Source organism: Streptomyces sp. NPDC049813 (assembly GCF_044465085.1).
Classification (GTDB): domain Bacteria; phylum Actinomycetota; class Actinomycetes; order Streptomycetales; family Streptomycetaceae; genus Streptomyces.
Map to the genome: position 1 here is coordinate 68,161 of NZ_JBITLI010000002.1, position 26,108 is coordinate 94,268.

The 26,108-nt window shown below is 71.7% G+C and carries 27 protein-coding genes; 12 read left to right on the plus strand and 15 right to left on the minus strand.

Features of this window, described 5'->3' with window-relative positions; translation table 11 throughout:
* Nucleotides 1-234: 234 nt before the first annotated feature.
* A complete protein-coding gene (locus ACIBW6_RS04385) occupies nucleotides 235-1,410 on the minus strand; it encodes an ROK family protein (protein WP_399056543.1) in 1,176 nt (391 codons plus the stop codon).
* Nucleotides 1,411-1,465: 55 nt separating this feature from the next.
* On the opposite strand from ACIBW6_RS04385, the gene ACIBW6_RS04390 reads away from it, so the two are divergent.
* Nucleotides 1,466-2,548 (plus strand): Gfo/Idh/MocA family oxidoreductase, encoded by a 1,083-nt coding sequence (locus ACIBW6_RS04390; protein WP_399056545.1) that lies wholly within the window; start codon nucleotides 1,466-1,468, stop codon nucleotides 2,546-2,548.
* Complete coding sequence (locus tag ACIBW6_RS04395; protein WP_399056548.1) at nucleotides 2,545-3,012, plus strand: heme-degrading domain-containing protein; 468 nt, start codon at nucleotides 2,545-2,547, stop codon at nucleotides 3,010-3,012. Before ACIBW6_RS04390 ends, ACIBW6_RS04395 begins: the two co-directional genes overlap by 4 nt.
* A gap of 107 nt (nucleotides 3,013-3,119) precedes the next feature.
* Here ACIBW6_RS04395 and ACIBW6_RS04400 read toward each other — a convergent pair whose 3' ends face one another.
* The 5 genes from ACIBW6_RS04400 to ACIBW6_RS04420 all read right to left on the minus strand — a co-directional run bounded on the left by ACIBW6_RS04400 (nucleotide 3,120) and on the right by ACIBW6_RS04420 (nucleotide 7,508).
* The gene (locus tag ACIBW6_RS04400) at nucleotides 3,120-4,511 is read right to left on the minus strand and encodes a choice-of-anchor A family protein (RefSeq protein ID WP_399056550.1); all 1,392 of its coding nucleotides are present in this window, start codon (nucleotides 4,509-4,511) and stop codon (nucleotides 3,120-3,122) included.
* A gap of 130 nt (nucleotides 4,512-4,641) precedes the next feature.
* Entirely contained in the window at nucleotides 4,642-5,499 is an 858-nt protein-coding gene (locus ACIBW6_RS04405) for a fumarylacetoacetate hydrolase family protein (RefSeq protein ID WP_399056552.1), read from the minus strand.
* A 187-nt stretch (nucleotides 5,500-5,686) separates the two neighbouring features.
* Entirely contained in the window at nucleotides 5,687-6,460 is a 774-nt protein-coding gene (locus ACIBW6_RS04410; RefSeq protein WP_399056554.1) for a YidC/Oxa1 family membrane protein insertase, read from the minus strand.
* Nucleotides 6,461-6,598: 138 nt separating this feature from the next.
* Entirely contained in the window at nucleotides 6,599-6,916 is a 318-nt protein-coding gene (locus ACIBW6_RS04415; protein WP_399056556.1) for a DUF6412 domain-containing protein, read from the minus strand.
* A gap of 64 nt (nucleotides 6,917-6,980) precedes the next feature.
* A complete protein-coding gene (locus ACIBW6_RS04420; protein WP_399056558.1) occupies nucleotides 6,981-7,508 on the minus strand; it encodes a winged helix-turn-helix transcriptional regulator in 528 nt (175 codons plus the stop codon).
* 113 nt (nucleotides 7,509-7,621) lie between these two features.
* Between ACIBW6_RS04420 and ACIBW6_RS04425 the strand changes: the two genes are divergently transcribed.
* The gene (locus tag ACIBW6_RS04425; protein WP_399056560.1) at nucleotides 7,622-9,046 is read left to right on the plus strand and encodes an MFS transporter; all 1,425 of its coding nucleotides are present in this window, start codon (nucleotides 7,622-7,624) and stop codon (nucleotides 9,044-9,046) included.
* Between the two features lie 317 nt (nucleotides 9,047-9,363).
* On the opposite strand, the gene ACIBW6_RS04430 is transcribed toward ACIBW6_RS04425, so the two are convergent.
* From ACIBW6_RS04430 to ACIBW6_RS04445, 4 genes are all read right to left on the minus strand, one after another.
* Nucleotides 9,364-10,560 carry a hypothetical protein gene (locus tag ACIBW6_RS04430; RefSeq protein ID WP_399056562.1) on the minus strand — a complete coding sequence of 399 codons (1,197 nt, stop codon included), beginning with the start codon at nucleotides 10,558-10,560 and terminating at the stop codon, nucleotides 9,364-9,366.
* A 192-nt stretch (nucleotides 10,561-10,752) separates the two neighbouring features.
* A complete protein-coding gene (locus ACIBW6_RS04435) occupies nucleotides 10,753-12,237 on the minus strand; it encodes a sodium:solute symporter (RefSeq protein WP_399056564.1) in 1,485 nt (494 codons plus the stop codon).
* On the minus strand, nucleotides 12,234-12,449 hold the full coding sequence (locus tag ACIBW6_RS04440) for a DUF3311 domain-containing protein (protein ID WP_399057650.1): 216 nt from the start codon (nucleotides 12,447-12,449) through the stop codon (nucleotides 12,234-12,236). Before ACIBW6_RS04440 ends, ACIBW6_RS04435 begins: the two co-directional genes overlap by 4 nt.
* A gap of 5 nt (nucleotides 12,450-12,454) precedes the next feature.
* A complete protein-coding gene (locus ACIBW6_RS04445; protein WP_399056566.1) occupies nucleotides 12,455-13,303 on the minus strand; it encodes a class E sortase in 849 nt (282 codons plus the stop codon).
* A gap of 153 nt (nucleotides 13,304-13,456) precedes the next feature.
* Between ACIBW6_RS04445 and ACIBW6_RS04450 the strand changes: the two genes are divergently transcribed.
* The 3 genes from ACIBW6_RS04450 to ACIBW6_RS04460 all read left to right on the plus strand — a co-directional run bounded on the left by ACIBW6_RS04450 (nucleotide 13,457) and on the right by ACIBW6_RS04460 (nucleotide 16,246).
* Nucleotides 13,457-14,497, plus strand: coding sequence for a hypothetical protein (locus tag ACIBW6_RS04450; RefSeq protein WP_399056568.1), 1,041 nt, complete (start codon nucleotides 13,457-13,459; stop codon nucleotides 14,495-14,497).
* 39 nt (nucleotides 14,498-14,536) lie between these two features.
* Nucleotides 14,537-15,130, plus strand: coding sequence for a Uma2 family endonuclease (locus tag ACIBW6_RS04455; protein ID WP_399056570.1), 594 nt, complete (start codon nucleotides 14,537-14,539; stop codon nucleotides 15,128-15,130).
* 189 nt (nucleotides 15,131-15,319) lie between these two features.
* Nucleotides 15,320-16,246: a restriction endonuclease gene (locus tag ACIBW6_RS04460; protein ID WP_399056572.1), complete on the plus strand. Its 927-nt coding sequence runs from the start codon at nucleotides 15,320-15,322 to the stop codon at nucleotides 16,244-16,246.
* 36 nt (nucleotides 16,247-16,282) lie between these two features.
* On the opposite strand, the gene ACIBW6_RS04465 is transcribed toward ACIBW6_RS04460, so the two are convergent.
* Nucleotides 16,283-16,921: an ATP-binding protein gene (locus ACIBW6_RS04465; protein WP_399056574.1), complete on the minus strand. Its 639-nt coding sequence runs from the start codon at nucleotides 16,919-16,921 to the stop codon at nucleotides 16,283-16,285.
* 193 nt (nucleotides 16,922-17,114) lie between these two features.
* Here ACIBW6_RS04465 and ACIBW6_RS04470 point away from each other — a divergent pair, with 193 nt between their 5' ends.
* The 6 genes from ACIBW6_RS04470 (at nucleotide 17,115) to ACIBW6_RS04495 (ending at nucleotide 21,287) form a co-directional block, all read left to right on the plus strand.
* The gene (locus ACIBW6_RS04470) at nucleotides 17,115-17,963 is read left to right on the plus strand and encodes a helix-turn-helix domain-containing protein (protein WP_399056576.1); all 849 of its coding nucleotides are present in this window, start codon (nucleotides 17,115-17,117) and stop codon (nucleotides 17,961-17,963) included.
* Nucleotides 17,960-18,187 (plus strand): DUF397 domain-containing protein, encoded by a 228-nt coding sequence (locus ACIBW6_RS04475; RefSeq protein WP_399056578.1) that lies wholly within the window; start codon nucleotides 17,960-17,962, stop codon nucleotides 18,185-18,187. Before ACIBW6_RS04470 ends, ACIBW6_RS04475 begins: the two co-directional genes overlap by 4 nt.
* A gap of 83 nt (nucleotides 18,188-18,270) precedes the next feature.
* Nucleotides 18,271-18,798 carry a DUF6879 family protein gene (locus ACIBW6_RS04480; protein ID WP_399056580.1) on the plus strand — a complete coding sequence of 176 codons (528 nt, stop codon included), beginning with the start codon at nucleotides 18,271-18,273 and terminating at the stop codon, nucleotides 18,796-18,798.
* 547 nt (nucleotides 18,799-19,345) lie between these two features.
* Entirely contained in the window at nucleotides 19,346-20,266 is a 921-nt protein-coding gene (locus ACIBW6_RS04485) for a hypothetical protein (RefSeq protein ID WP_399056582.1), read from the plus strand.
* Between the two features lie 119 nt (nucleotides 20,267-20,385).
* A complete protein-coding gene (locus tag ACIBW6_RS04490; protein WP_399056584.1) occupies nucleotides 20,386-20,859 on the plus strand; it encodes a carboxymuconolactone decarboxylase family protein in 474 nt (157 codons plus the stop codon).
* Nucleotides 20,860-20,957: 98 nt separating this feature from the next.
* Nucleotides 20,958-21,287 carry a hypothetical protein gene (locus tag ACIBW6_RS04495; RefSeq protein ID WP_399056585.1) on the plus strand — a complete coding sequence of 110 codons (330 nt, stop codon included), beginning with the start codon at nucleotides 20,958-20,960 and terminating at the stop codon, nucleotides 21,285-21,287.
* Between the two features lie 36 nt (nucleotides 21,288-21,323).
* Here the strand turns inward: ACIBW6_RS04495 and ACIBW6_RS04500 are convergent, their stop codons facing one another.
* From ACIBW6_RS04500 to ACIBW6_RS04515, 4 genes are all read right to left on the minus strand, one after another.
* A complete protein-coding gene (locus ACIBW6_RS04500; protein WP_399056587.1) occupies nucleotides 21,324-21,722 on the minus strand; it encodes a VOC family protein in 399 nt (132 codons plus the stop codon).
* 5 nt (nucleotides 21,723-21,727) lie between these two features.
* Nucleotides 21,728-22,708: a GlxA family transcriptional regulator gene (locus ACIBW6_RS04505; protein WP_399056589.1), complete on the minus strand. Its 981-nt coding sequence runs from the start codon at nucleotides 22,706-22,708 to the stop codon at nucleotides 21,728-21,730.
* Between the two features lie 46 nt (nucleotides 22,709-22,754).
* Complete coding sequence (locus tag ACIBW6_RS04510) at nucleotides 22,755-24,245, minus strand: MFS transporter (protein WP_399056591.1); 1,491 nt, start codon at nucleotides 24,243-24,245, stop codon at nucleotides 22,755-22,757.
* 141 nt (nucleotides 24,246-24,386) lie between these two features.
* Nucleotides 24,387-25,886: a DUF445 domain-containing protein gene (locus ACIBW6_RS04515; RefSeq protein ID WP_399057652.1), complete on the minus strand. Its 1,500-nt coding sequence runs from the start codon at nucleotides 25,884-25,886 to the stop codon at nucleotides 24,387-24,389.
* Between the last annotated feature and the right edge of the window lie 222 nt (nucleotides 25,887-26,108).

A 26,108-nucleotide genomic window follows, 5' to 3' on the forward strand; every position in this document is an offset into this window, starting at 1 on the left:
GCTCGATGGCCGCCGAAAACCCCCTCGATCAGGCCACTTACGCATCGATCCCGATTGAGACCCGGCGCCACCCGGGGGGGGCGGGCGGCAGGGCTGCGTCCCCGCCCCACCCGGAAGCGCGCGGCACCGCATCGTCCCCGCACCACCCGGAAGCGCGCGGCACAACCGCGTCCCCGCACCACCCAGAAGCGCGCGGCACAACCGCGTCCCCGGGGCAGCCGCACCCGGCGGCCCCTATGCCACCGCCCGCGCCACCTCTCCCCGCCCGAACAGCGGCGCCAGGATGAGCTGCGCGGCGCCCTCGACCACGAGGGTGGCGCCGCCGGGTGCCGCTCGTACGGGTATCGGGCCGGTGCCGCCCTCCCGGCGGGCCCGCGCGCCGAGCACCCCGGCCACGCCCCGTACGAACCGGTCCTCGGCCGCGGAGACGGTCCGCCCGCCGAGCAGGACGGCGTCGATGTCGAGCAGGCTCACCAGGTTCCCGGCGCCCTCGCCCAGCACGCGCGCGGCCTCGTCGAGACCGCGCTCACCACCGGCCGCGACCGCGGCCAGGCAGAGCGCCTCGATGCAGCCCCGGCTGCCGCACCCGCACCGCGGCCCGTCCAACTGGATGACCTGGTGGCCGAATTCACCGGCCCCCGTGCGCGCCCCGCGGTAGAGCGCGCCGCCGAGCACGAGCCCCGCGCCGAGCCCGGTACCGAGGTGGAGGTAGGCGAAGGAGCGCGCGCCCGCGCCCGCCGCGCCTTCGAGGGCGAGGCCCAGCGCCGCCGCGTTCGTGTCCTTGTCGACGACGACCGGGAGCCCGAGCCGCTCGGCGAGCGCGTCCCGCAGCGGGAAGCCGTCCCACTGCGGGAACCCGGTGACCCGGTGCAGCACGCCCTCGGCGTGGTCGAGCGGCCCGGGCACGGCGACCCCGACCCCGAGCACGGACCGGCCACCCGCACCCGCCCCCGCACCCACCTCCGCGCCCGCCCCTTCCCCCTCTCTGAGCAGCGCGTTCACCTCGCACGCCGTGGCGGCCAGGACGGCGTCCGCGCCCGCCCCCAGATCGAGCGGGGCGCGCCGGGCGGCGACGACCGTGCCCGCCAGGTCGGTCAGGACGGCGCGCAGCTCGTCCCGGTCCAGATGCAGCCCCACCGCGTGCCCGGCGCCCGCGACCAGCCCCAGCACGGTGCGCGGCTTGCCCCCGGTGGAGGCCCGCCGGCCCGCCTCGACGACGAGCCCCTCGCCGCGCAGCCGGGCCGTGATCTTGCTGACGGCCTGCGGGGTGAGCCCGGTGCGCTCGGCGAGCTCCAGGCGGCTGATCCCGCCCTCGCCCGCGGTGCGCAACAGGTCGAGGACGAGAGCGGCGTTGTGCCCGCGCAGAGCGGTCAGGTTCACGCCCGCGGTGGGCCCGGCATCGGTGTTCACCTCGCCATTGTCCCTCGCGCTTGCACTTTGGCAACACCGTTGCTTAAGTGGGGGCATGACTGGTACCAGCTCCCCGCTCAAGGTGGGCCTCGTCGGCTACGGCCTGGCGGGCTCCGTCTTCCACGCCCCGCTGATCGCCGCGACCGAGGGCCTGGTCCTCGACACGGTCGTCACCTCGAACCCGGAGCGGCAGGCCCAGGCCCGCGCCGAGCACGGCGACGCGCTGCGCTTCGCGGCCGCCCCGGACGAGCTGTGGGCCCGCGCCGGCGACCTCGACCTGATCGTCATCGCCTCGCCGAACAAGACGCACGTGGCGATCGCCACGGCCGCCCTCGAGGCGGGCCTGCCGGTCGTCGTCGACAAGCCGGTGGCGGGCACGGCCGCCGAGGCCCGTACGCTCGCGGCGCTCGCCGAGGAGCGCGGCCTGCTCCTGTCGGTCTTCCAGAACCGCCGCTGGGACAACGACTTCCTCACTCTGGAAGCCCTCCTCAAGGACGGCGAGTTGGGCGACGTCTACCGCTTCGAGTCGCGCTTCGAGCGCTGGCGCCCGCAGCCCAAGGGCGGCTGGCGCGAGTCCGGCGACCCGCAGGAGATCGGCGGGCTCCTGTACGACCTGGGCAGCCACGTCGTGGACCAGGCCCTGGTGCTGTTCGGCCCGGTCGCCTCCGTGTACGCGGAGTCGGACGTGCGCCGCGCGGGCGCCGAGGCCGACGACGACACGTTCCTCGCCCTCACCCACGCGAACGGCGTCCGCTCGCACCTCTACGTCTCCGCCACGACGGCCCAGCTCGGCCCGCGCTTCCGGGTCCTCGGCTCGCAGGCGGGCTATGTGAAGTACGGCCTCGACCCGCAGGAGGCGGCGCTGCGCGAGGGCAGGCGCCCGGTGCCGGGCACGCCGTGGGGCGTGGAGGCCGAGTCGCAGTGGGGCCGCGTCGGCTCCGGCGAGTCCCCGCTGACCGGTGGCGGGCGCGCGCGGCGGACGCTGGACGGGGACTACCCCGCGTACTACGCCGCCGTGGCCGCCGCGCTGCGCGACGGCGCCCCGAACCCGGTGCCCGCCACGCAGGCCGCCGACGCGCTCGACGTGCTGGAGGCGGCCCGCCGCTCCGCCCGCGACGGTGTGACGGTGACCCTGTGAGCGCCCCGGACGTCCCGGCCCTGGAGGAGCAGGAGCGCCGGCTCGTCCTGGACTCCTTCACGTACGACGACGCGTGGGCCCTCGGCACGCTCCTGGTGGAGCTGGCCCGCGAGCGCCGGGCACCGGTCGCCGTCGACATCACCCGCGGCGGCCAGCAGCTGTTCCACGCGGCGCTGCCCGGCTCGACGCCGGACAACGACGCGTGGATCGCCCGCAAGCGCCGCGTCGTGGAGCGCTACCAGTCGTCCTCGTACCTGGTGGGCAGCCGGTTCCGCGCCAAGGGCACGACGTTCGAGGACTCCTCGCGCCTGGACCCGGACGCGTACGCGGCCCACGGCGGGGCGTTCCCGCTCACGGTGCGGGGTGCGGGCGTCGTCGGCGTGGTGGTGGTCTCCGGCCTCCCGCAGATCGAGGACCACGCGCTGGTGGTGGAGGCGCTGGAGCGCTTCATCGCGGCCGCCTGACGCCCGGCCGCGCCGCGTGCGTGTGTGCGGGGCGGGGTGCAGCGCCCGCCGCTGACACCTGCCCCGCACGCGTCCGGTTCAGCACCCGCGAACGGCGGCGGGGCGGGTCAGCGCGTGCCGCCGGTCCCCCGGCGCCTGCGTGCCGCCGCCGCGATCCCCGCGCCCGCCGCCACCGTGGTCGCGGCGATCGCGCCGAGTACCGCGGCGCCCGGCGCGGAGCCGCCGGTGTCGGCGAGTTCTCCTCCGGAGGTGCCCCCGCCCCCACCCCCGCCGGAGGCGCTCCCGCCGCCCGTGGAGCCTCCGTTCCCGCCCGATCCGCCGCCGGTCGTCGTCCCCGGGCTGCTCCCGGTCACGGAGGGGCTCGGCGTCGGGGACGGGACGGGGTCGGGCGAGTCCGGGTCCGTCGGCGTCGGTGTCGGCGTCGGCTCCGGTGAGCGCGTGGGCGTGGGCGTCGTGGTCACCACGGCCTCGCACGTCGGCAGGTCCCCCTCGAAGGGGTAGGCGTGGACCTCCTGGCCCCCGCCGCCACCCGCCGCCGAGGCATGGGTGAGCGAACCGGCCGAGTAGAAGCGGCCGTTGAAGCCGGACATGGTCATGGTCGTCATGCTCGCGGGGTTGCCCACCAGCGCGCTGCCGGAGAACTGCGTGCCGCCGCTGAGGGCGACGTCCGTCGCGTCGGGGAAGTTCCACAGCAGCCGCGTGCGCAGCCCCTCCGGGAGCATCCCCTCGTACGTGCTGATCTGCCGCGCGTCCCCGTAGACGTTCACGAGGACCGTCGCACCGGCCGGGATCCCGGTGAACCGGAAACCCTCCGCGCCGCCACCGCGGCCGACCATGTCGAAGTCGATGTCGAAGACCTGGATCGCCGCGCGGCCGTCCCCGGTGAAGACGGTGGTCGTGCCGTCGTTGACCGCCGTGCCGGTCGCCTTGCGGTGCACCCCTTTGTCGTAGGCGTAGCAGTGGCTGGCCCGCTCCAGCTGGGCCCGCAGCGCGCGGTACGGGCGGGCGGCCCCGGCGTCGGCGACGGCCGGCGGGTTCACCGTCCCGGAGAGCGTGCCGCCGTGGCGCACGACACCGCTGACGGAACCCTCCTCGGCGAGGAGCCGCTCACCGGGCGCGACGGTCAGGTCCCCGCCGACGGTGAGGAAGTCGGTGCCGTTCTCCGGCGGCACCCGGGAGCCGACCCCGGCCACGCCCACGTTGTAGACCTGCGAGACGCCCGCGTCCTTGTCCTGGTCGAAGCCGCCGAGGACGACGACCTTGCCCTCCGCCTCCGCGGCGGCGCGGCGGACGAGCATGTCGCCGCCGACGAAGACGTTGATGTTGTCGTCCCGGCCGCTCGGCGACCCGTTGTTGGGCGCCGGGTACGTGCCGGGGCACTTGCTCCCCTTGCACGGGCCCAGACCGCCCGGCAGCGGATCGGCGTGCGCGGCCCCGCCGCCGAGCCCGACGGCGAGGGCCGCCGCGGCGGTCACGGAGGCAGTACGGATTTTTCCCATAGGCGCACTATGTGAAGAACCGTCGCCCATCCCGGGCAGACACGCACGCGGCGCCCCCGAACGGGGAGGAGGCGCCTCGCCCCCCTTACGGGGAAAAGGCGCCTCGGCCGCCGGACGGGGAGGACGCGTCCTACGCCGGCTTCAGCTCCTGCCGCTGCCGGCCGAGCCCCTCGATCTCCAGCTCCACGACGTCCCCGGCCCGCAGGTACGGCTTGGGCTCGGGCTGACCCATCGCCACCCCGGCCGGCGTGCCGGTGTTGATCACGTCGCCCGGGTACAGGGTCATGAACTGGCTCACGTACCGCACCACTTCGGCGACGGAGAAGATCTGCTCGGCGGTGGTGCCGTCCTGCTTCAGCTCCCCGTTGACCCACAGCTTCAGGCCGAGCGCCTGCGGGTCCGGTACCTCGTCCGCGGTGACCAGCCAGGGGCCGAGCGGGTTGAACGTCTCGCAGTTCTTGCCCTTGTCCCAGGTGCCGCCGCGCTCGATCTGGAACTCGCGTTCCGACACGTCGTGCGCGACCGCGTACCCGGCGACGCAGGCGAGCGCCGCCTCGTGGGAGGCGACGTAGCGGGCCGTACGTCCGATGACCACGGCCAGCTCCACCTCCCAGTCCGTCTTGACCGAGCCGCGCGGCACCAGCACCGTGTCGTTCGGCCCGACCACCGTGTCCGCCGCCTTGAAGAAGACGACGGGCTCGGCGGGCGGCTCCGCGCCGGTCTCCGCGGCGTGGTCGTGGTAGTTCAGGCCGATGCACACGACCTTGCCGATCCGGGCCACCGGCGGGCCGACGCGCAGCCCCGTGGCGTCGAGCACGGGCAGGTCGCCGGTGGCGGCGGCGGCGCGGACCCGGTCCAGGGCCCCGTCGTCGGCGAGCAGCGCCCCGTCGACGTCCGGCACCAGGCCCGACACGTCGCGCAGGGTGCCGTCGGCGTCCAGCAGTGCGGGACGCTCGGCTCCGGCCGGACCGACTCGCAGCAGCTTCATGGGTAACTCCCTCTGTGCTAGGAGGAGCCTCCTAGGCCCGGTGCGGCCGACAGCCATCGGAGGTCTGGTCGATCCTCCAAGTTCGGGGTCCGCTCCGCAATACCCCGTTCACGGACTGGACCGGCCCCGGTCCCGGCCCGCCCCCCTCGGGTCCCCGCACCACCGGCCCGCCACCACCGGCCCGCGGTCAGAGCGCGGGCAGCGCCGCCCCCGTCCCGTACGGCATGTCGCGGTACAGGACCGCGCGCTCGACGGCGCTCCAGGTCGTCGACGTGACGACGTACAGGGCGGCGGCCAGCGGCACGAAGGCGACCGAGAAGAGCGTCATGAAGGACATCAGCGGCATGTACTTCGACATCGCCGCCATCCCCGGCACCTGCGGCTGGTCGGCGGCCGGGGCCGGGGCCGCGGCGGCCGACAGGGCCATCTGCCGCTTGGTGCGCCGGTAGTTGAAGGTGGCCACGGCCGCCACGAGCGCGAACAGCGCCACGTAGACCAGCCCCTGCGCCCCGAAGAGGCCGCCGTGGGCGAGCGCGTCCTTGAAGGTGTCGCTCAGCGGGGCCGCGCCCAGGGTGTGGCCGAGCAGCGCGTTGGGCTCGCCGCCGATGCTGCCGCTGGAGAAGACGTGGTACAGCAGGAAGAACGCCGGCATCTGGAACAACATGGGCAGGCACCCCGAGAGCGGGGAGACCTTCTCCTCCCGATGCAGCTCCATGATCGCCTTCTGGAGCATTTCCGGGTTCTTCTTGTGCTTCTTGCGCAGCTCGGCCACGCGCGGTTGCAGCGCCAGCCGGGCGCGCTGGCCGCGGGCCCCGGCGCGCGACAGGGGGTGGACGAGGAGCCGGACGAACGCGGTGAACAGGATGATCGCCGCGGCGGTGGCCGAGGCGGCGAAGAGCGGCTGGAGCAGGTCGGCCAAGTGCTCGACCAGGCTGGCGAAGACGGACAAGAACGACGACATGGGTGAGCCCTCCGGGGGTCTCGTCGTGCCGGACGGATGCCGGGACGCGCCGGGCGCGGCAGCGGTGGGCCACGGGCGGCGGTGGTCAGCAGGGAGTGCGGCGTGACGGGCTGCGGGGACCGGCCCCGGAGGGCGGGGTCAGCAGGCCGTCGGGACGGGACGGCCCGGTGCTCGGGGCCGGGTGCGCCCGGAGGCGTCGGGATCGCGCTGGGGCAGGAACGCGGTGCGCTGTTCCCGGTCGCGCATCGCGGTGCGCACCCGGTGGCGCGGCACGGCGGGTGCGCTGCGGGCGGCGAGCAGGGTGCAGGCCGCGAGGGCGGAGCCGGCGGCGGCGGTCGCGGCGAGCGCGACGGCTCCGGCGAGGCTGCCGGTGTCGACGAGGACGCTCTGGACGAGCAGGAGGAGCAGCAGCGCGGCCGGGCGCAGTCCGGTGGACCAGGTGCTCGGGCGGACCATGCGGCTTCCTCCTTCCGTCGCCCTCCGACGCGTCCTGGGTCTACGCGTGGACGCGTACCGCCAGTTATACAGCCTCGGTCACGACCGGCTGAAGAAGGCGGCGGGGTGCGAGCAGGGCCCGGCTGACCGGATCGGCGGGGTCCAGATCGAGCCCGGCACCCGGCAGCATCTCGACGTCCTCCAGCGGGACGGGCCCTCCGCAGGCGGGGCACTCCCCGACGACGCCGAGCGCGGTGCCGCACACGGCGTGGCGGAACTCACGCAGCGGCGCGGTCCCGGGGATGCCCCGCCCCCAGGCGCCGAGGGCGCGCAGCGCGGGCCACAGGGCGCGGCCGCGCTCGGTGACGACGTACTCGTCACGCGGCGGCGACTCCTGGTAGCGGCGCTTGTCCAGGACGCCCGCGGCGGTGAGCGTCTGGAGCCGGGCGGCGAGGACGGCGCGCGGGATGCCGAGGTGGACGAGGAAGTCGTTGTAGCGGCGCACGCCGTAGAGGGCGTCGCGCACGACGAGGAGCGTCCAGCGCTCGCCGACGATCTCCAGCGCGCGGGCGATCGAGCATTCCTGCGCCGCGTAGTCCTTGCCGAGTGCCATGGCCCCCACTGTAGCCACCTTCCCGCGGTGGGTTCAATGAACGAACCGACCATGCTACGCTCGCTCCACATCCAGAGTTCATTCACTGAACCTACGAGTGGACGGCCCGCCCCATGTCTCAGCCCCTACGCACCGAAGCCCTCGCCGCCCCGCCCGGCCCTGCCGCCCCGGCGACGCCCCGCCCCGCCGCGACCCTCGCCGTCACGAGCGCGGCGACGGCGGTGGCCCTGATGGCGTACACCGCGCCGATGATCACGCTCGGCGACACCGCCGCGTCCCTGCACACCTCGCTGTCGTCACAGGCCTGGCTGCTCAACGGCACGCCGCTCGGGCTCGCGGCGCTGCTCCTCGTCGCGGGCAGCCTCGCCGACGACTACGGGCGCCGCCGCGCCTTCCTCTACGGCACCCTCGCCCTCGGCGTCACGACCGTCCTGGGCGCGCTGGCCCCCACCACGCTCCTGTTCACCCTGGCCCGGGTCGCGCAGGGCGCCGCGTCGGCCGCGATCATCGCCGCGAGCCTGGGGCTGCTGGTGCACGCGTTCCCGACGCCGGTGGGCCGCATCCGGGCCACCGGGGTCTGGGGCGCGTTCGTCAGCGGCGGCATCGCGCTCGGCCCGGTGGTGGCCGGAGCGGTGGCCGGGGCCGTCGGCTGGCGGTGGTCCTACGCGGTCCTGGGCGCGGCCGCGCTCGCCGTCGCCGCGCTCGCCCCGCGGGCGCTGACCGAGTCCCGGTCCCCGCGCGCCGGGCGGCCCGACCTGCCCGGCGCGCTCACCCTCGGGCTCGCGCTCGTCGCCCTGCTGGCGGCGCTCACGCTGGGCCGCGACGGCTGGCTGCGCACGCCCATCGGCCTGCTGCTCCTGGCGGCCGTGCTGCTCCTCGCCGCCTTCGGGGTGCTGGAGCGCCGCAGCGCGGCCCCGATGCTCGACCTGTCCCTGCTGCGCCGCCCGCTGTTCCTGGCGTCGACGGCGGGGGCGCTCTTCACCGGCCTGTCGGTCATCGCGCTGTTCAGCTACGTCCCCACGCTCGTCCAGCAGACGATGGGGGTCTCCCCGATGGCCACGGCCGGGCTGCTCGTGCTCTGGTCCGGCTCGTCGTTCCTGGTCGCCCTGCAGGCGCGGCGGCTGGCCGGGCGGGTCCCGCCGCGCCACCAACTGGCCGCCGGGTTCGTGCTGCACGCGCTGGCCGTCGCCACGATGCTCGGCGCGATCGGCTCCGGCCACTGGCAGCGGCTGCTGCCCGGGCTGCTGCTCTCCGGCATCGGCAGCGGCCTGCTCAACGCGGCGCTGCCGTTGCTCGCCGTCGAGTCGGTCCCGGGCGGGCGGGCGGCGATGGGGTCGGGGGCGAGCAACACGGCGCGGTACATCGGGTCGGCGGCGGGCGTGTCCCTGACGATCGCGCTCGCCACGTCGTCGGGGCCGTCCGCGGACGCCCTCGCCCGGGGCACGAACACGGCGCTCATCGTCTCCGGCGCGCTCGCCCTGGCAGCAGCGGCCCTCCTCCTCACCCTGCGCGCCAGGGTCGGCCCCCACCACGCGTGACGCGGGCACGGCCCGGCGACGTACGAGTGCGGCTCTCGTCGTGGCTGGTCGCGCAGTTCCCCGCGCCCCTGGAGGCATGCGGCTTCGCCGCGCCTTATAGGGGCGTCCCCTGGCGCCGCCGATGAGATGGCGCACGCAGTGCGCATCTCAGGGGCGCGGGGAACTGCGCGAGAACCCCCACCAACCGAAAGCCGAAGTACCACCCCAGGGGCGCGGGGAACTGCGCGACCAACCCCCACCGGCCGGGCAGCCGAAGTACTACGGCGCGACGAGCCGGGAGAGGCGGGCGGCAACCCGCTGACGGCATGGCGCCCCGCTCACACCGGCACCGGCTGCGGTTCCGGCACGGCCAGCTCCGTCAGCAGGTACCCGTACGCCTCGGGCCGCGTCTCGAAGTCGACCCGGGCGGCGATCCCGGCCGGGTCCGCGTCGGGACCGCGCAGCAGGTCGATCGACGTCTGGGCGAACTGGTCGAAGGAGCCGCGCTGTTCAGCCATGCGAAGGAGTTGGCGCAGCCTGCCCACCGCGTCCTTGGCCGCCGCGCGCTCCTTCGCATCCGCACGCAGCATCTGCCGCCGGCTCCCCGCGGGCTCGGCCCACTCCAGCAGGGGCCCGAGCAGGGCGGCCAGCTCGGCCGCGCTCTCGGCGGCGGCCCGCCCCTCGGGACCGACCCGGACCAGCACGCTCAGAGCGTTGAGCAGGTCGGCGACGCGCGGGTCGGACCGCTCCAGGAGTTCCCGGCCCGCGCCGGCCCGCACCGCTCCGTCGGCCAGCGCCTGCGCCGCGGCGACGAGTTGCTCGGCCGCCCCCGGCTCCACACCGGGCAGTCGGGACAGCACCGGCGTCCCGGCATCGAGCACGTCCCGCGCGGTCCGTGTATGACATCGCCGCAGTTCCGCGGCGTCGAATCCACCGTCTGTCGCCTGCCACAACTCCTCGACGGACACCTGGCCGAGGGCCTCGTCCAGCAAGGACTGCCGCAACGGCTCCCATGCCGTGCGCACCGCGTCCACAGCCTGGGTGTGGTCCTGTGCGAGCCTGCTCGCGACCTGCTCCAGGCGGCGTGCCGTGCGCACGACCGGGGGACTCGCACCGCTGAGCCGGTACAGAGAACGGATGCTGCCGCCGACGACCCCGATGATGAGCACCAGCAGCGACAGCCCGATCAGCTCGTCCGAGAGGTCTATCGCCTTGTCGTACTCCGCGTCGTCCTGGCCCAGGATGAAGAGGTCGCCCTTGCTGGGTCCTTCGGTCACCATCCATCCGACGTCCCAGCCGTAGCCGGTGTCGGGGTCGTTGGCCAAGCCCATGAACATGGGATCCCGGTCGGGGTCGCACTGGTAGTGCCCCTTGCGCCGCTCGTCGGCGTAGGGGTCGGCCCAGGTGACGGTGCAGCTCCCGTCGAGCTTCTCGCTCAGCACGGTCAGGTCGACCTGCTTGGTCTCGGGATCTTCCGGAGCCGTCTCGTAGACCGCCACGGCGGCCCCGAAGATGATCAGTCCCAGCGCGACCACCCACCGGAAAAACGGTACGTGTATCACTCAACCCCACCCCTGAGCTGCATCTTGTTGTGCGCGCAACTATTTCAGGGCGCGGAAGACAGAACAAGACCGAGAAGTCGGCAACGCGAACCGGTCCGCATTCCGGCGTCCGGCAACAACGCACCGACAAGAGAACTCCGCGGGTCCCAGTCGGCCGGACACGCCCTAAGCCCGCTCATGCCCCCGCCCCAGCACCTCCGCATCCCCCCGCCCATCCCGATCCGGCGGAAACAGATACGTCACCCCCACCGCCACCACCCCGTTACAGCCCAGCGCGACGACGCCCGCATTGACCCCGAACACCGGATCAAGCCCCCCGAACACGAGCCCGCACACCACCCCCACCCCCACGACCAACCCACAGACCGCCCCCACCAGGCTCAACCGCCGCCACACCAGCCCCACCAACAACATGGGCAGCAACTGAGCCATCCCCTCGTAGGAGATGAGAGAGAGGCGCACCAGCGTGTTCGGCGCCCCGTACGTGAGCACCAACGCCACCGTCCCCGCGACGACGACCACCACCTGAGACCCGGCCTTCTGCACTCCCGCCCCCCGCCACCGCGGCACGAGGGACAGCACACTGCTCCCCCACATCGTGCCGATGACCAGCATGAACACCGCCATCGGCACGATCGAGGACAGCGCGGCGGCGACCCCGACGACCCCCACCGCCCACGCGGGCAACGAGTCGACGACGAGCTTGAGCAGCGCGAGGTTCGACTCCGCCCCCGTCAGCCCCGGCACCACGAACAGCGCGGCCATCCCCAGCAGCATCGGCACGAACAGCAGGATGTTGTACGCGGGCAGCCACATCGCGTTGCGCCGCAGCACATCGGCGTTGCGCGCGCCGAGGTACCCGGCGACGGTGGTCGGGAAGATGACGACGGTGAGCGCGTTCAGGAACGTCGTCGTGGCGAACCACCCGGTCCCGTACGGGCTGCCGCCACTGCCCGGCAGCGTCAGCCACGCGCCCTTCTCCTCGACGAGCCGCCCGAGGAACTCCCCGTACCCGCCGAAGTAGTGCAGCGGCACGTAGACGGCGAGGAAGGCGAGCGTGACGATGACGAGCACGTCCTTGAGGACGGAGACCCACGCGCTGCCGCGCAGCCCGCTCACCACGACGAAGACGGTGGTGACCGCGAAGCCGATGAAGTACGCCCAGTTCAGGCTGATCGCGTCGTAGGAGATCGTCGACACGACGACGCCCATCCCGGTGATCTGCAACTGGATGTACGGCAGCAGGAACACGGTGACGAGGATCGCGACGGCCGCGCCCAGCCACGGCCGGCCGAACCGGTGCGCGACCATGTCGGTGATGCTGACAAGACCGTGCCGGCGCGCGTACGCCCAGAGCATCGGCCCGACCACGTAGCCGACGGCGTAGCCGCACGACATGTAGGCGACGACATACAGCACCGGAGCGCCGTAGTTGTAGCCCCACCCGGCGGCGCCGAGGTAGCTGAAGCTGGTGTAGCCCTCGCCCGCCATCAGCACCCAGATGAACACCGTGCCGAGCGAGCGCCCGCCCACGGACCACTCGGCCAGCCCGCCGCCCTCGCCCTTGCCGCGCACGGCGAGCAGCCCGAGGGCGAGCGTGAGGACCATGAAGGCCCCGAAGAGGGTGCTGGCGACCGCCGCGTCGCTCATGACCGCTGCCGCCCCTCGCGCGCCTTGCGGTCGCCGCGCCAGGTCAGCCAGACGGCGACGGGCGTCAGCAGGGTCGCGGCGAGCAGCCACACGAACAGGAACGGCAGACCGAGCACGACGGGCTCGACCCGGTTCGCGAACGGGAGCGCGCCGACGTAGAGCACGAAGGGGACGAGGAGCCAGAGCAGCTGGGGCCGTTTGATCACGAGCAGGCAGCCTATGCCCGCGGCGTCATCCGGCTGAGCTTCCCCCACACCACCAGCCGGTACCTGGACGTGAACTCCGGGGTACAGGTGGTGAGGGTGATGTAGTACCCGGGTTCGCGGTACCCGGCCGACGGCGCGACCCGGCTGCGCGGCACCGGCCCGATGACGCCCCCGTCCGCCGCGGAGGTCCGGGCGAGGCTCCGGTCGACGACGTACGTGTACGTGGCGTCCTCGGTCCGCACGGTGAGCATGTCGCCGCGCCGCAGCCGGTTGATGTACCGGAACGGCTCGCCGTGCGTGTTCCGGTGTCCGGCCAGCGCGAAGTTCCCGGCGCGGCCGGGTTGCGCGGTGCCCGGGTAGTGGCCGACGTACCCGTGGTTGAGGACGTTCGCCTTGCTGATCCCCTGGGCGACGGGGACGCGCAGCCCGAGCCGGGGGACGGTGAGAATGGCGTAGGCCTGGTCCCAGCGGGGTGGCGCGGCCCGCCCCCGGGCCCCGGCGCCGCCCCCACCGCCGCCGCCCCCACCGCTGCCGCCGGCGTCCGCGGCGGACCGCGACGGGCTGTCGCCCTCGACCGCCGGATCGTCCCCCGGGGCGCCCTCGTCGCCGCCCGCCTCCCGTCCCGTGCCGCCCGCCCCGCTCGCCCACTCCCGCTCCAGGGCCTGCACCTTGTCGCCGGCGTCGGCCCTGGCCTGCCGGTTGGTCCACCACAGCTGGTGCACGACGAGCAGGAGCAGCACGACGCCGAGGGTGACGGCCACCTCGGCGCCGCTCCACAGCACGCGCCGCAGGGGCGAGCGAGGGGGCCGCCGCCCTTGCGCGACGACGTGGGGCCGGCGGTCCGTACGTTGCGGGGGCACGCGCGCAAGATAGGCCGCCTCGCCCCAACTGACCAGGCACACGCCCGCCCGATCTGCCCCGCCCGAAATCGAACGCCCGCCCGCCCCGCCGGACACCCGCGTCGCCGGACGGGGGCGGTCCCACTCGGCCCGTCCGACAGTACCGTGTCCTTCATGCGCCCCGACACGCCTGCCACGCCCGCCGAGAACGAGCACGCCGACCACGTAGCGGAAGCCGAGCGCCTGGAACGCACGGCGGCCATGTACCCCGAGGACGCGGAAGCGCTGCTCCTCCAGGCCGCCGCCCATTACGAACTCGCCGACGTCCGCGACCGCGCCACCGCCCACTACGACGCCCTGCTGGCGGCGTCGGGCGTGCACGACCCCGCCCTGATCCGCGCGCTGAAGGCCGCGAACCTCTGGGAGTACGGCCACGAGGCCGAGGCCCAGGCGATCATCACGGGCCTGCGCGCGAGCGCCCCCCGCGACCCGGCGCCGTGGGTGATCATCGCCGAGTCCCTCGAAGCGCACGACGAGCTGGAACCGGCGCACGAGGCGTTCACCGAGGCCCTCGAACTCCTCGTCCCGCCGTCGGAGCGCGACACGGGCGACGTCCCGTACGCCAAGCACCCGCTCGTCCTCGGCCGGCACCGCGTCCGCCGCCTCCTGGGCGCGGACCACGACGCATGGGACGCCCTGGCCGACCGCGTCAACCGCACGTCGGTCTCCCTCGACGAACTCCACGACCCGAAGCGCCTGTGGGCCCTCGGCTCGAACAACCCGGCGGAACTCCGCGCCGAGATCGACCGCCTCCACGCCGAACTCGGCTCGTTCCGCGAGGCCCTCTCCCGCCCGTTCCCGGTGGCGGTCCTGCACTGGCCCGCGGGCGAGTACACGGAACTCCTCGCGGCCTACCCCGCCCTCAGCTCCGAATACCCCTCCTACGAAGCCCACTTGGCGTCGATAGAGTCCTCCCTGCGCGAACTGGCCGCCTCCGGCACGGCCAACCTCGGCATCGTCACCGGCACCCTCCCCTCCTACGAGGCCTTCGCCGCCTCCGAGGCCTCCTCCCCCGAGGACGCGTCGCTGCTCCCGCAGTACGCGACGACGCTGGCGGCGCGGGGCCGAGCGGTGGTCTGGCCGCCGGAGGCGGGGGCGGGTTGTTGGTGCGGGTCGGGGTCGGCTTATTCGGGGTGCCACGGGGGCGGGGCGTGACCCCCACCCCATGAGGATCTCCTCAAGTACGGTGGCTGTATGAGCGAGGAGACGATCTACCGGCACCTCCGCGAATTCCGCGACACCTTTCGCGAGGGTTTTGGCAGCGAGTCGGAGACGGTGCGCTGGCCCGAGATCAGCCAGGGCCAGATCCTCATGATGATGAGCCCGAAGGCGCGGCACCAGCGTGTGGCGCACCGCCTCCGCACCCAGCTGGAGCCCCAGCTCGCGCCCGGTCTCGCCCTCTACGTTGAGACGGACCTGGAAGACCCGGGCCTCGGCGTACTGCGCGTGCCCGACTTGGCCGTGGTCGCGGCGGATTTCGAACCGACTGCCGCCGACGCCATGCCTCCGCAGGAATGCAGCCTGATCATCGAGATCGTCTCCCGCTCCAACCCGGCGAACGACTACGAAGGCAAGCTCCGCGACTATCCCGCGATGGGCATCCCGCACTACGTGATCGTCGACCCCCGCGACGGCACAGCCGTCCATTACTGGGCCCCCACTACCCGTACCGGAACCCCGGCCTACGACAACCAGCAGCACTACGTGTTCGGCGACACCATCACGGTGCAGGACTGGAAGATCGACACGGCTGGGCTGCCCCGCTACGACGACGAGACATCCCCGTGATGGACACCGTCGGCCTCGTCCGCCACTGGGGACGCGAACGTTCGGACACAGGATGCCGGCCCGAGACCGGTTAGGGTCGGCATCCCGCTCACGCTGCGCCCCTCGGGAAGGTTGGTCAAATCGCGCACCACAAGATCTCCCAGCGCCTACGCTACTGACCCACAGAGCCAGCAGCCTCAGGAGCGCGTGTTGACCGTAAACATATCGAGTCTCGCCGTCGGGGATTCAGTTAGACGCGTACATCTTCACGAGCAATACGGTGGGAATCGGCAGACCGGAATTTCATATCCAAGTCGAGCGCCCTATATCTTTCTGTTCACACATCACACGCGTGGACAGCAATACGGCTACAACGACGGCTGGGGAAAAGACGGCCTCTACCACTACTGTGGCGAAGGGAAGAATGGCGACCAGAAGATGACTCTGGGAAATAAAGCCATTCTAGAACATGCCAAAAATGGCCGCTCGATCTACCTCTTCGAGTACGTCAGGAGCGGGGTACACGAACTTCGTGGAGAGTTTGAGCTAGATCGACAGAATCCCTGGTACACAGCCGAGTCGCAGGGCTTCGACGGCTGCATGCGTACAGTCATCATGTTCCGACTCGTGCCACGCTTCAGCCCTCGCTCCCTCGAGCCGCACATCATGCACACCCCCGTCACACAGCCCGTGATCGAGGACATCGAACTTGAGGCATACCGGACCGATCAAGCCGCGCTGCCAGGTCTGCCCGCGGCGCCTAGCCCTGCCGTCCGACGCGAGTCACCACTCGTGCAGGCTTATGGCGCACACTTGAGGGCACGCGGCCATCGCGTTGGCCGGAAGCGCCTTTACCCATCTGGCGAATTGAACGCCCTGCTCACTGACCTCTTCGACTACACGTCGCATACGTTGGTTGAGGCGAAAGGGACAACTACACGCGAAGCCGTACGCATGGCCATTGGGCAGCTATACGACTACCGCCGCCTCATTTCACCTGTACCGACATTGGCACTGCTCACCCCGAACTGCCCCCGCACCGACTTGCGAGACCTTTGTGCGTCTATGTCGATTCATCTCATATGGCGGGACGGCGAACAATTTCCTTCCCAGCCCCCTGCGGCACACGAAGTTTGACCCTCTCCCCTGATCAGCGCGCACGACGCGCGCACCCTAGAGGTGAATTTGAGCTCGCTTCAGCACCTCATTAGGGTCTAGTCCGTGGGCGCGCACCCAGCCGAGGAGATCGGCGATCAGTGAAATAGCCGCATGTTCGCGCCCTGCCTCGTGCTCGCGTGAAGCCTGAGGTACCGCCCGAGCACGGAGGGGGGCGCTCTCCGCATAAACGGCCAATACGGCCGCCGCGCGCTTGACGGACGGCACTGCCACGTGTCCGCCTGGTGATTCAAGCCCTGCATGCAACTCGCACCAGGTCACCTTGCGATGGCCTCGAACGAGAACCCCCCATCGCTCGGTAACGGCTGAGACGATCTGCATGCCCCGTCCGGCTTCCGAGTCATCGGCCGCCTTACGCAGCGTAGGCAGCACTCGTAGGTCTGGATCCTCGACCTCGATACGCAAGAAGACGCCGCTCATGGACAGACAAATCGACGTAGGTGTGCCTTCGCCAACGTGGTGGATGACATTGGCGACCAGTTCCGTCACGCACAGCTCCGCAGCATCGCTCAAGTGGTGCAGCCCCCAACTCGCGAGATGCATTCGGGTGGTGCGCCGCAGGGCTGAAAGCTCGCTCGGCTCGGCAGCAAAAGCAAGGCCCCAGGGCTCGCGGACCACGCACTGCGATGAAGCCACAGTTCTCCCCCTCCGTCGAGGCAACGACCGCCAGACAGCACCAACTCACGTCTACAGCCTGCGGTCTTGGCTCAAGCGTGGCGTCTCACCATCCCTTCCTGCAAATTGCAGGATGAGATTCCCACCTTCGTGTGATTGGCAAGGCCACCCCTAGGCACAGAGACTTGCCTCCGCTACCGAGAGAGGTGCCGAGATGGCCGGATCGCCAACAGCGAGGCGTCGTCGCTTGTCGATCGAGCTGAAGAAGCTTCGTGAGACAAGCGGGCGGACATGCGCAGAAGTTGGAGCAGCCCTGGACTGGAGCGGTTCGAAGGTGAACCGCATGGAGACCGGGCATGGGCGTGTTCAACCCTCGGACATCGAGGCGTTGTGTAGGTTCTATGAAGCCAGCGCAGAGATGAGGGAGTTCCTGAAGTCCCTTGCTCGACAGGCGAAGACGAAGGGCTGGTGGCAGGTCCACGGCTCGGGTGTACCGGAGTGGTTCAACATCTACGTCGGCCTGGAACAGGAAGCTTCCTCGCTCCGCCAGTACCAATGTGAGGTCATCCCGGGCCTGATGCAGACCCCGGCCTACGTCACCGAGTTACACGTCGGGGGCTCACACATGACGCCCGCAGACTCGGAGAGGGCGATCCGCGTACGTATCGAGCGTCAAGAGATGCTGGCGCGCGAGGATGCGCCGGATGCGTGGTTCATTCTCAGCGAGGGCGCCCTACGCAACATCATCGGTGATCACGGAGTTATGCGTGAGCAGCTTGAACATCTCCTACACGCGGCTCGGCTGCCCGCCACCACCTTGCAGGTGCTGCCCTTCGACTCTGGGACCCGCCCGGTGCCTGGCTCGTTCACGATCCTGGGATTCCCTGACCAAGAGGACCCCGACATCGTCTACAAGGACGGCATCACAGATGCGGTATACCTCGAAGAAGAGCACCATGTCCGCGAGTACACACGCGCCTTTGACGCACTCAGAGCAGCGGCACTCAGCCCGCAACGTTCGCTTCAACTGATTAAGAACATTATCAAGGAGCACACAAGATGACGGTGCACGCCGTACACGGCAGAACGCCTTCGGACCACCTCATACGCAACTGGTTCAAGTCGTCCTACAGCAACGGTGCGGGGGGTGAGTGTCTGGAGTGCGCTGTTACGGCCAGTGGCGGCGTGCTCGTCCGAGACTCCAAACGCCTCGGTGGTGCAGTCCTGCCTGTCGGGGCGCAGGCCTGGGCCTCTTTCGTTACAGGTCTCCAGAGCGCTGCCAGCTAGCGGCCTACGGCCCTACCTCCTTCGCAAAGGACCGTCGCCGGCCTTACGAAGCCCACGGTCAGCTTCCTCCTGGAGTGGCAAAGGTGACAGCAGAGCCGTCCTTCACCGATCTCTTCCGCATAGCTGAACGGTCGGCTATGCACCTTGAGTTGCGGGATGCATACATGCCGTCGGACCTGAGTTATCAGGCCTGGCGGGCTGGTGAGCGCAACCGCGTTCAGGACAACGATCCCCACATGCGTACCTGGTTAGGGCTGATGGCGGACACGATCGGGCGCGGGGTCCGAGTTCGGCGCGCTCAGATCTGCTCCGTACCGGAGTCGGATTACATCCGTTTCGAGCATCACATCACCGACGCCAATGTCAGGGCTGGCGAGGAGGTTCGGTGGCTTCCGCGGCGGCAGGCTTCAGACCTCGCGCTGCCGGAGAACGACTTCTGGTTGTTCGACAACCGGCTGGTGGTATTCCTCCACTTCGGCGGCGACGGCGAACTACCGCCGGAAGGAGACGAGGAGCGTACGACCGATGCGGCGCTGGTCGGCATGTGCTCCTCAGCCTTCGAGATGGTGTGGGACCGCGGGGTACCGCATGGTGGTTACGAGCTGTCCTGACCACATACTTCCTCTGATCAGTCAGGCCCTGAGCGGCTCAGCAGTTGCCTAGTTGCGGGTTCTTTGCCGTTCGCGACGACCGGTGGGGCTTCGGGTCCGGCGCTCGCGCCGGTGGGGTGGTTGCCGTGGGTCGAAGTTGAGTGCGGGACGGTGGGCGCCTCGTTCTTGGATTGCGTGGCTGGGGGTGGTGGTGGGTTGCTGTGGCCTGCCGCCGTCGCGGTGTCGAGTTCCGGCCGGTGGGGGCTGACTTTCGCGGGTTGATGTATCGCCGTGGAAGGGGTGCGGGTCAGCTATGCCCAGAAGGCCCTTCGGGGCGCGGCGCCGCTCCCTGTAGTGGGGCGAGCGCGGGTTGCGTGGGGAAGGCGGTCCAAGTCTGGTTGTGGAGTGCGCGGTTGTGGGCCTTGGCCAGAGTTTGCTCTCGCCGCCTCAGTTGTGTCACTGTCCGTCGCAGGGACGTCACCGTGCGCTCCCCATCGACAACTGCACACAGGTGACCCCCGCGAGGCGGCAACCTCCGGGGGTCCGGCACAAGGAGCAGCAACTCCCCATGCAGATTCATCGTATGCCTCGCCATGAGCGCGGCTTCACCGTCATCGACAACAAAGCCATCCGCGACCCGCGTCTGTCGCATACTGCGCGCGGCATCCTCGTCTACGTCCTGTCGTTGCCCAGCGGCACGCAGGTGAATGTCCGCACCCTCAGCGACGGGTTCCCGCAGGGGCGGCTCGCCGTCTCCAAGGCGGTCAAGGAGTTGCGGGAGCTGGGGTATTGGGTGACGCGGACCGAGCGGGAGCCTGCCACTCGGCGGATCGTGAGCAGTGTTGACGTGTATGAGATGCCGCAGATGGCCTCCCCGGCCCCGCCCCCGCCCCCGTCCCCATCGCCGGGCACCGGCAAGCCAGTTGCCAGCAAGCCAGTTGCCAGCCGGCCGGTTCCCACTGCGCCGGTTTCCAGCCGGGTGGGAACCGGGGACTCGGGCACGTTTTTCCCGCACGGGAAGACCAACCACTCACAAGACGGAGGGAAGAACCCTCCCTACCCTCCCGTGGCGGCTGGGGGTCCGCACGCCCGGGAAAGCGCGCTGATCCTGGAGCGGATCGCCGTCGTCGATCCCCGGTTGCGGCTGTCCGCACGCGCGATGCGGGAGCTTGCGCCCGAGGTCGTCGCGTGGCTGGAGCGGGGCGCGTCCGCCGCTGAGATCGTGGACGCGGTCACGGCCGGGCTGCCGGGGCACGTGTACTCCGCCGCCCGGCTCATCGCGGATCGGCTCAGCCGTAAGCGGCCCGAGCGGAAGCGGGCCTGGCGGCGGGTGTACGAGTGTCCGGAGTGCCGCGATCCGTTGCCCTGGGGGCAGGAGACCGGGGTGTGCCGGTCTCCGGAATGCAGCCCTGGAACTGGAATCAGCCCACAGGCGGGGCCGCAGACAGGCCCTCGGATCAGCCCGGATGCCGCGCTTCAGCACGCGTGACCCAGGTCACACCCCAAGACCTGTCACACATCCCCGCCCCGCTCCGTCAGAGCCATGTAACCAACGCAACGGCGGCCGCACCTTACAGGCGGCCCGCCCGACGGCTCTGGGAGTAGACCATGGAAGCTCGACTCAACATCTTCGGCAACGCGCTCGCGGGCAAGTTCATGCGCCACATCAACTCCGCCGGGAAGGTCGTCTCGGACTCCGGGGTGCCGCACGCCACGCAGGAGCTCGTGAAGATCCGGGCCAGCCAGATCAACGGCTGCGGCTTCTGCCTCGACATGCACACCAAGGACGCCGCCCACGCCGGGGAGACCGCGCAGCGCCTCAACCTCGTCGCCGCCTGGCGCGAGGCCAAGGTCTTCACCGACGCCGAGCGGGCCGCGCTGGAGCTGACCGAGCAGGGGACCCGGCTCGCCGACACGGCCGGCGGGGTCAGCGACGAGGTCTGGGCGAACGCCGCCAAGCACTACGACGAGGACCAGCTCGTCGCGCTGGTGGCGCTGATCGCCGCCATCAACGCCTACAACCGGCTCAACGTCATCGCGCAGCAGCCCGCCGGCGACTACCAGCCCGGCATGTTCGGCTGAGGACGATCCAGCGGGCCAGGGGTGGGGCCGCGGCCGTGTGCCGCGGCCCGCGGCGTAATCTCGGGCCCCAGACATTCCGACCTGCCCGGAGGGTTTCCATGGCCGCCACCCGCACCCCCGCCCGTTCCCGCGTCCCCGCCGCGCCGATCGCCGCGGCCGGACTCGTCGGCGGGTACGCCACCGCCCGCTTCACCAAGAAGCGGCCGCTGGGCGGCGTCGTGCTCGCCGCCGCCGGGGCGGCCGCCGCCACGCAGTGGAAGCGGGCCGCGGGCGGGCCGGTCGCGGGGGCGCTGACCGGGGCGTACGTCGCCGCGTTCGCCGGGTCGCACCCGCTCGCCAAGAAGGTCGGGGCGTGGCCGGCCGTGTGCGGCGTGGCCGGGGTCGTGGCCGCCGCCTCCTACGTCCTCGCGGACCGCCGGGCCGCCTGAGCCCACGACCGCCCGTACCGGGAGTGCCGGGGCCGCTCAGGAGCCGCCCGGCGCAGCCGCGTGCGCCACCACGTTCACCACCTTCCCCTGCGGGTCCCGGACGAAGAAGCGGCGCACGCCCCACGTCTCGTTCCGCAGGTCGCGGACGATCTCGGCGCCCGCCGCGAGCATGGCCGCGTACGCCGCGTCGACGTCGCTCACCTCCACGCTCATGTCCGGTACGACCAGGGCCGGACCGCCCTGCTCGATGAAGTTGATCTGGGCCGTGGGCCGGGTGGGCGACGCCATCGTCATCACCCAGCCGAGGTCCATGACCTCCTCGAAGCCGAGCGCGCCGTAGAACGCGCGGTTGGCCGCCAGGGACTCCTCGCCGTCCACTGCCACGTTCGGTACGGCCCGGCGGACTTCGTTCATCTCAGCCTCAGTCTCACTCATGCGGTTCATCGTCCCCGGAACGTCGCCCGGTACGCCCCCGGCGACACACCGACCGCGGCCCGGAAGTGCTGCCGCAGCGACGTGCCGGTGCCGAGACCGGTCTCCGCAGCGACGCGGTCCACCGTGTGGTCGGTGCGCTCCAGCAGTTCCTTGGCCCGGTCGACGCGTTGCCGCGCCAGCCACGTCATCGGCGTCAGGCCGGTCTCCTCACGGAAGCGCCGGTTGTACGTACGGACCGACATCGCGTCCCGCGCCGCCAGCTCCGCGAGGGTCAGGGGCTCGGCGAGGTTCTGGAGGGCCCAGGCGCGCGAGCCCGACGTCGAGGTCACCCCGGTCTCCTCCACGGGCCGCCGGATGTACTGCGCCTGCCCGCCCTCCCGGTGCGGCGGGACCACCGTGCGGCGCGCCACGTCCGCCGCGACGGCCGCGCCGTGGTCCGCGCGGATCATGTGCAGGCACAGGTCGATGCCGGCCGCCTCGCCCGCCGAGGTCAGCACCGGGCCCTCGTCGACGTAGAGGACGTCCGCGTCGACCGTGACCCGCGGGAACGCGCGGGCGAACCGGTCGGCCGACAGCCAGTGCGTCGTCGCCCGGCGCCCGTCCAGCAGGCCTGCCGCGGCGAGCACGAAGGACCCCGTGCAGATCGACGCCACGCGGCCCCGGGCGCGTACCAGGACGTCCGACAGGTCGCTGTCGAGCGAGCCGGGGCGCAGGTCCTCGTCCGCCTCGTGCGAGGCCGGGACGAGGATCGTGTCCGCCCGTTCCACCGCGTCCAGGCCGTGTGCGGCGTGGACGGGGAAGTCGGCGTCCGTGCGGACGCGGCCGGGGCGCGGGGCGCAGGTGCGGACGGTGTACAGGTGCGCGCCCGTCTCCTGGTCGCGCGCCGCGCCGAACAGCTGGTGGACCAGGCCCAGCTCCATCGGCAGGACCCCGTCCCGCACCAGCACCGCCACCACGGCGGCGGGTTTCTCTCTCCGCTCGCTCATGGCCAGATTCTTGCACCTCTACGTCGTCTGGCCGCGGGGGCGCCCGTCACGAGGATCCCGGCGACACCTCCGACAGCGGTCGCGCGATGTCCTCCAGGGACTTCTGCTCGGCCCGTACCGCGAAGAACACCGCCACCAGACCGGCCAGGCACATCAGCGCCGCGCCCACCTGGAACGCGAGGACCGTGTCGCCGACCTTGCCGCTCTTGGTGAGGTCGGCGAAGAGCAGCGGGCCGCTGATGCCGCCGGCCGCGGTGCCGACCGCGTAGAAGAAGGCGATCGCCATCGCGCGCGTCTCCATCGGGAAGATCTCCGAGACCGTCAGGTACGCGCTGGAGGCGCCCGCCGACGCGAAGAACAGGACCACCGACCAGCAGGCCGTCAGGGTCGTCGCGGTGAGCGAACCGCGGTCGAAGAGCCAGGCCGTGCCGAACAGCAGCACCCCGGAGAGCAGGTACGTCGACGAGATCATGATCCGGCGGCCGAGCGTGTCGAAGAGCTTGCCGAGCAGCAGCGGGCCCATGAAGTTGCCCGCGGCGATGATCGCGAAGTAGTAGCCGGTGGAGCCGGTCGGCACGTCGAAGAAGGTGGTGAGGATGGCGCCGAAACCGAAGGTGACCGCGTTGTAGAGGAACGCCTGCCCGATGAAGAGGGCGAGCCCGAGGGTGGTGCGGCGCGGGTAGTCGCGGAAGACGGTGCGCGCGATCTCCCCGAAGCCGATGCTCTTGCGCTGACGGATGGTGATCTCCCCGGCCGGAGGCGGGAGTTCCTCGCCGCCGTGCTGGGCCCGCACCTGTTCCTCGACGTCCGTGACGAGCGATTCGGCCTCGTCGCCGCGGCCGTGGATGAACAGCCAGCGGGGGCTCTCCGGGACGTTGCGCCGCACGAGGAGGATCACCAGGCCGAGGACGACGCCGAGGCCGAAGGTGAGGCGCCAGCCGACGTCCTTCGCGAACAGGTCCGTGTCGAGCGCGACGATCGAAAGCAGCGAGCCGCCGATGGCGCCGAGCCAGAAGCTGCCGTTGATGATGAGGTCGACGCGGCCGCGGAAGCGGGAGGGGATGAGCTCGTCGATCGCGGAGTTGATGGCCGCGTACTCGCCGCCGATGCCGAAGCCCGTGAAGAAGCGGAAGACGAAGAACCACCACGGGGAGAAGGAGACCGCGGTCAGGGCCGTCGCCGCCAGGTAGACGGCGAGCGTCAGCAGGAACAGCTTCTTGCGGCCGAACCGGTCGGTCAGCCAGCCGAAGAAGAGCGCTCCGACGCAGGCGCCCGCCACGTACAGCGCGGCGGCGATGCCGGTGACCTGCGCGGACGAGATCGGCAGCCCGCTGCCGGGTTCGGAGAGCCGGCCCGCGATGTTGCCGACGACCGTGACTTCGAGGCCGTCCAGGATCCAGACGGTGCCGAGGCCGATGACGATGGTCCAGTGCCAGCGCGACCAGGGCAGCCGGTCGAGGCGGGCGGGTACGGCGGTGGTGACGGTGCCGGTGGCGCCGGACCCGGCCGGGCCGGGCTGCGAGTGCTCCAGGGACATGTACGCCCTCCTCGTTGAGGGAACTGACCCTCCACGAATGCCCCGCCAGGGGCGCGGGGAACTGCGCGATCAGCCAGGGCACACCCGCACCCGGTCACGTTCCCCCACCTGGCGCACGCCCCGGCCGCCACCCCGGCGGGCCTACGCCCCCAGCCCCCGCGACACCGCGTAGATGACCAGCCCCGCCAGGGACCCCACCACCGTGCCGTTGATCCGGATGAACTGCAGGTCGCGGCCGATGTGCGCCTCGATCTTGCGGGAGGTGTGCTCGGCGTCCCAGCCGGCGACGGTGTCGGTGATCAGGGAGGTGATCTCGGCGCGGTACGTCGTCACGACGTACACCGCCGCGCCCTCGACCCAGCCGTCGACCTTGGCCTGCACCTTGGGGTCGGTCGCCATCCGCCGGCCCAGCGAGAGCAGCGACGCCCGCACCCGCATGCGCAGTTCGCTGCGCTCGTCCTCGGCGGCGGCCACGATCATCGAGCGGACCGCGGACCAGGTCGAGGCGATCAGGTCCTGCACCTCGGAGCGGCCGATCACCTCGGACTTCAGGCGCTCCACCCGGGCCCGGGTGTCGGTGTCGGACTGGAGGTCGCCCGCGAAGTCCTTGAGGAACCGGTCGACGGCGCCGCGCGCCGGGTGGCGCGGCATGTCACGCATCTCGGTGACGAAGCGCAGCAGCTCCTTGTAGACGCGCTCGCCGACCCGCTTGTCGACGAAGCGGGGGGTCCAGCCGGGGGCGCCGCCCTGCACCGCGTCCATGACGGAGTCCGAGTGCAGGACCAGCCAGTCGTGGGCCCGCGCGCAGACCAGGTCGACGACCCGCGTGTGGCCGCCGTCGGCGACCACCCGCTCCAGCATCTTGCCGATGCCGGGCGCGATCTCGGCGCTGTCGGCGCGGCGCGTGACGGCCTCGCCGACGACCGCCTGCACGTCGGAGTCGCGCAGCACGGTCAGCGCGCCGCGCAGCGCCGTCGCCAGTTCGGCGGTGACCCGGTCGGCGTGCTCGGGTTCGGCGAGCCAGGCGCCGAGCCGCGAGCCGATGCCGACCGCGCGCAGCCGCTCCCGTACGACGTCGCCGGAGAGGAAGTTCTCGCCGACGAACTCGCCGAGCGAGACGCCGAGCTGGTCCTTCTTGGTCGGGATGATCGCGGTGTGCGGGATGGGCAGGCCGAGGGGGCGGCGGAAGAGGGCCGTGACGGCGAACCAGTCGGCGAGCGCGCCGACCATGCCGGCCTCGGCGGCGGCCGCGACATAGCCGGTCCAGGCGCCCGCGCCGGAGTGCCCGGCCCAGGTCGCCAGGGTGTAGACGAGCGCGACCAGGGCCAGCAGGCCGGTCGCCGTCGCCTTCATGCGGCGCACGCCGCGCTGCTTCTCCAGGTCGGCGGGGCTGAACTCGCCCCCGAAGCGGCGAGGGGGCCGGGGTTGCGCGGCGGTCGACCGGGCATACTGACCGGTGTCCGAATAGGCCGAATAGGCCGAATGGCCCGTATCTCCCGCTTTCTCCGCCGCGGGGCCGACCGCGCCCCGCGGGCCGCCCCCCGACCCCTGTTCCGCGCCGTCGCCGCGCTCGCCGCCGCTGTGCGCGCCGCCGCCGTCCACACCGCCGCCGTCCGCGCCGTTCTTCACGCCACCGGCCATCAGGCCCGCTCCGTCCCGGTCGTCGCCCGCTCCACGTCCGTACGCCGTCGTACGCCCGCTCATGTCATTCCCCTCACACATTGTCCCTTTCCGGCCCGCTCGCGGAACGCACGACGAGTTCCCGGCGTCTGAGGGGGCGGAGGGGAGGCAGTGTCGGCCCCCTTGTTCGAACGGTCCTTCCCCATGCCGCATCATGGGTTCATCACACCGGAGCCACGGGCT

Bases quoted from the DNA above. Each gene is read 5' to 3' on its own strand.
- ACIBW6_RS04400 (WP_399056550.1), bottom strand. From the start codon at position 4,511: ATGGGAAAAATCCGTACTGCCTCCGTGACCGCCGCGGCGGCCCTCGCC.
- ACIBW6_RS04410 (WP_399056554.1), bottom strand. From the start codon at position 6,460: ATGTCGTCGTTCTTGTCCGTCTTCGCCAGCCTGGTCGAGCACTTGGCC.
- ACIBW6_RS04500 (WP_399056587.1), bottom strand. From the start codon at position 21,722: ATGAGTGAGACTGAGGCTGAGATGAACGAAGTCCGCCGGGCCGTACCG.
- ACIBW6_RS04450 (WP_399056568.1), top strand. From the start codon at position 13,457: ATGCGCCCCGACACGCCTGCCACGCCCGCCGAGAACGAGCACGCCGAC.
- ACIBW6_RS04455 (WP_399056570.1), top strand. From the start codon at position 14,537: ATGAGCGAGGAGACGATCTACCGGCACCTCCGCGAATTCCGCGACACC.
- ACIBW6_RS04420 (WP_399056558.1), bottom strand. From the start codon at position 7,508: ATGGCACTCGGCAAGGACTACGCGGCGCAGGAATGCTCGATCGCCCGC.
- ACIBW6_RS04415 (WP_399056556.1), bottom strand. From the start codon at position 6,916: ATGGTCCGCCCGAGCACCTGGTCCACCGGACTGCGCCCGGCCGCGCTG.
- ACIBW6_RS04475 (WP_399056578.1), top strand. From the start codon at position 17,960: ATGACGGTGCACGCCGTACACGGCAGAACGCCTTCGGACCACCTCATA.
- ACIBW6_RS04470 (WP_399056576.1), top strand. From the start codon at position 17,115: ATGGCCGGATCGCCAACAGCGAGGCGTCGTCGCTTGTCGATCGAGCTG.
- ACIBW6_RS04495 (WP_399056585.1), top strand. From the start codon at position 20,958: ATGGCCGCCACCCGCACCCCCGCCCGTTCCCGCGTCCCCGCCGCGCCG.
- ACIBW6_RS04490 (WP_399056584.1), top strand. From the start codon at position 20,386: ATGGAAGCTCGACTCAACATCTTCGGCAACGCGCTCGCGGGCAAGTTC.
- ACIBW6_RS04485 (WP_399056582.1), top strand. From the start codon at position 19,346: ATGCAGATTCATCGTATGCCTCGCCATGAGCGCGGCTTCACCGTCATC.
- ACIBW6_RS04515 (WP_399057652.1), bottom strand. From the start codon at position 25,886: ATGGCCGGTGGCGTGAAGAACGGCGCGGACGGCGGCGGTGTGGACGGC.
- ACIBW6_RS04505 (WP_399056589.1), bottom strand. From the start codon at position 22,708: ATGAGCGAGCGGAGAGAGAAACCCGCCGCCGTGGTGGCGGTGCTGGTG.
- ACIBW6_RS04435 (WP_399056564.1), bottom strand. From the start codon at position 12,237: ATGAGCGACGCGGCGGTCGCCAGCACCCTCTTCGGGGCCTTCATGGTC.
- ACIBW6_RS04425 (WP_399056560.1), top strand. From the start codon at position 7,622: ATGTCTCAGCCCCTACGCACCGAAGCCCTCGCCGCCCCGCCCGGCCCT.
- ACIBW6_RS04405 (WP_399056552.1), bottom strand. From the start codon at position 5,499: ATGAAGCTGCTGCGAGTCGGTCCGGCCGGAGCCGAGCGTCCCGCACTG.
- ACIBW6_RS04510 (WP_399056591.1), bottom strand. From the start codon at position 24,245: ATGTCCCTGGAGCACTCGCAGCCCGGCCCGGCCGGGTCCGGCGCCACC.
- ACIBW6_RS04390 (WP_399056545.1), top strand. From the start codon at position 1,466: ATGACTGGTACCAGCTCCCCGCTCAAGGTGGGCCTCGTCGGCTACGGC.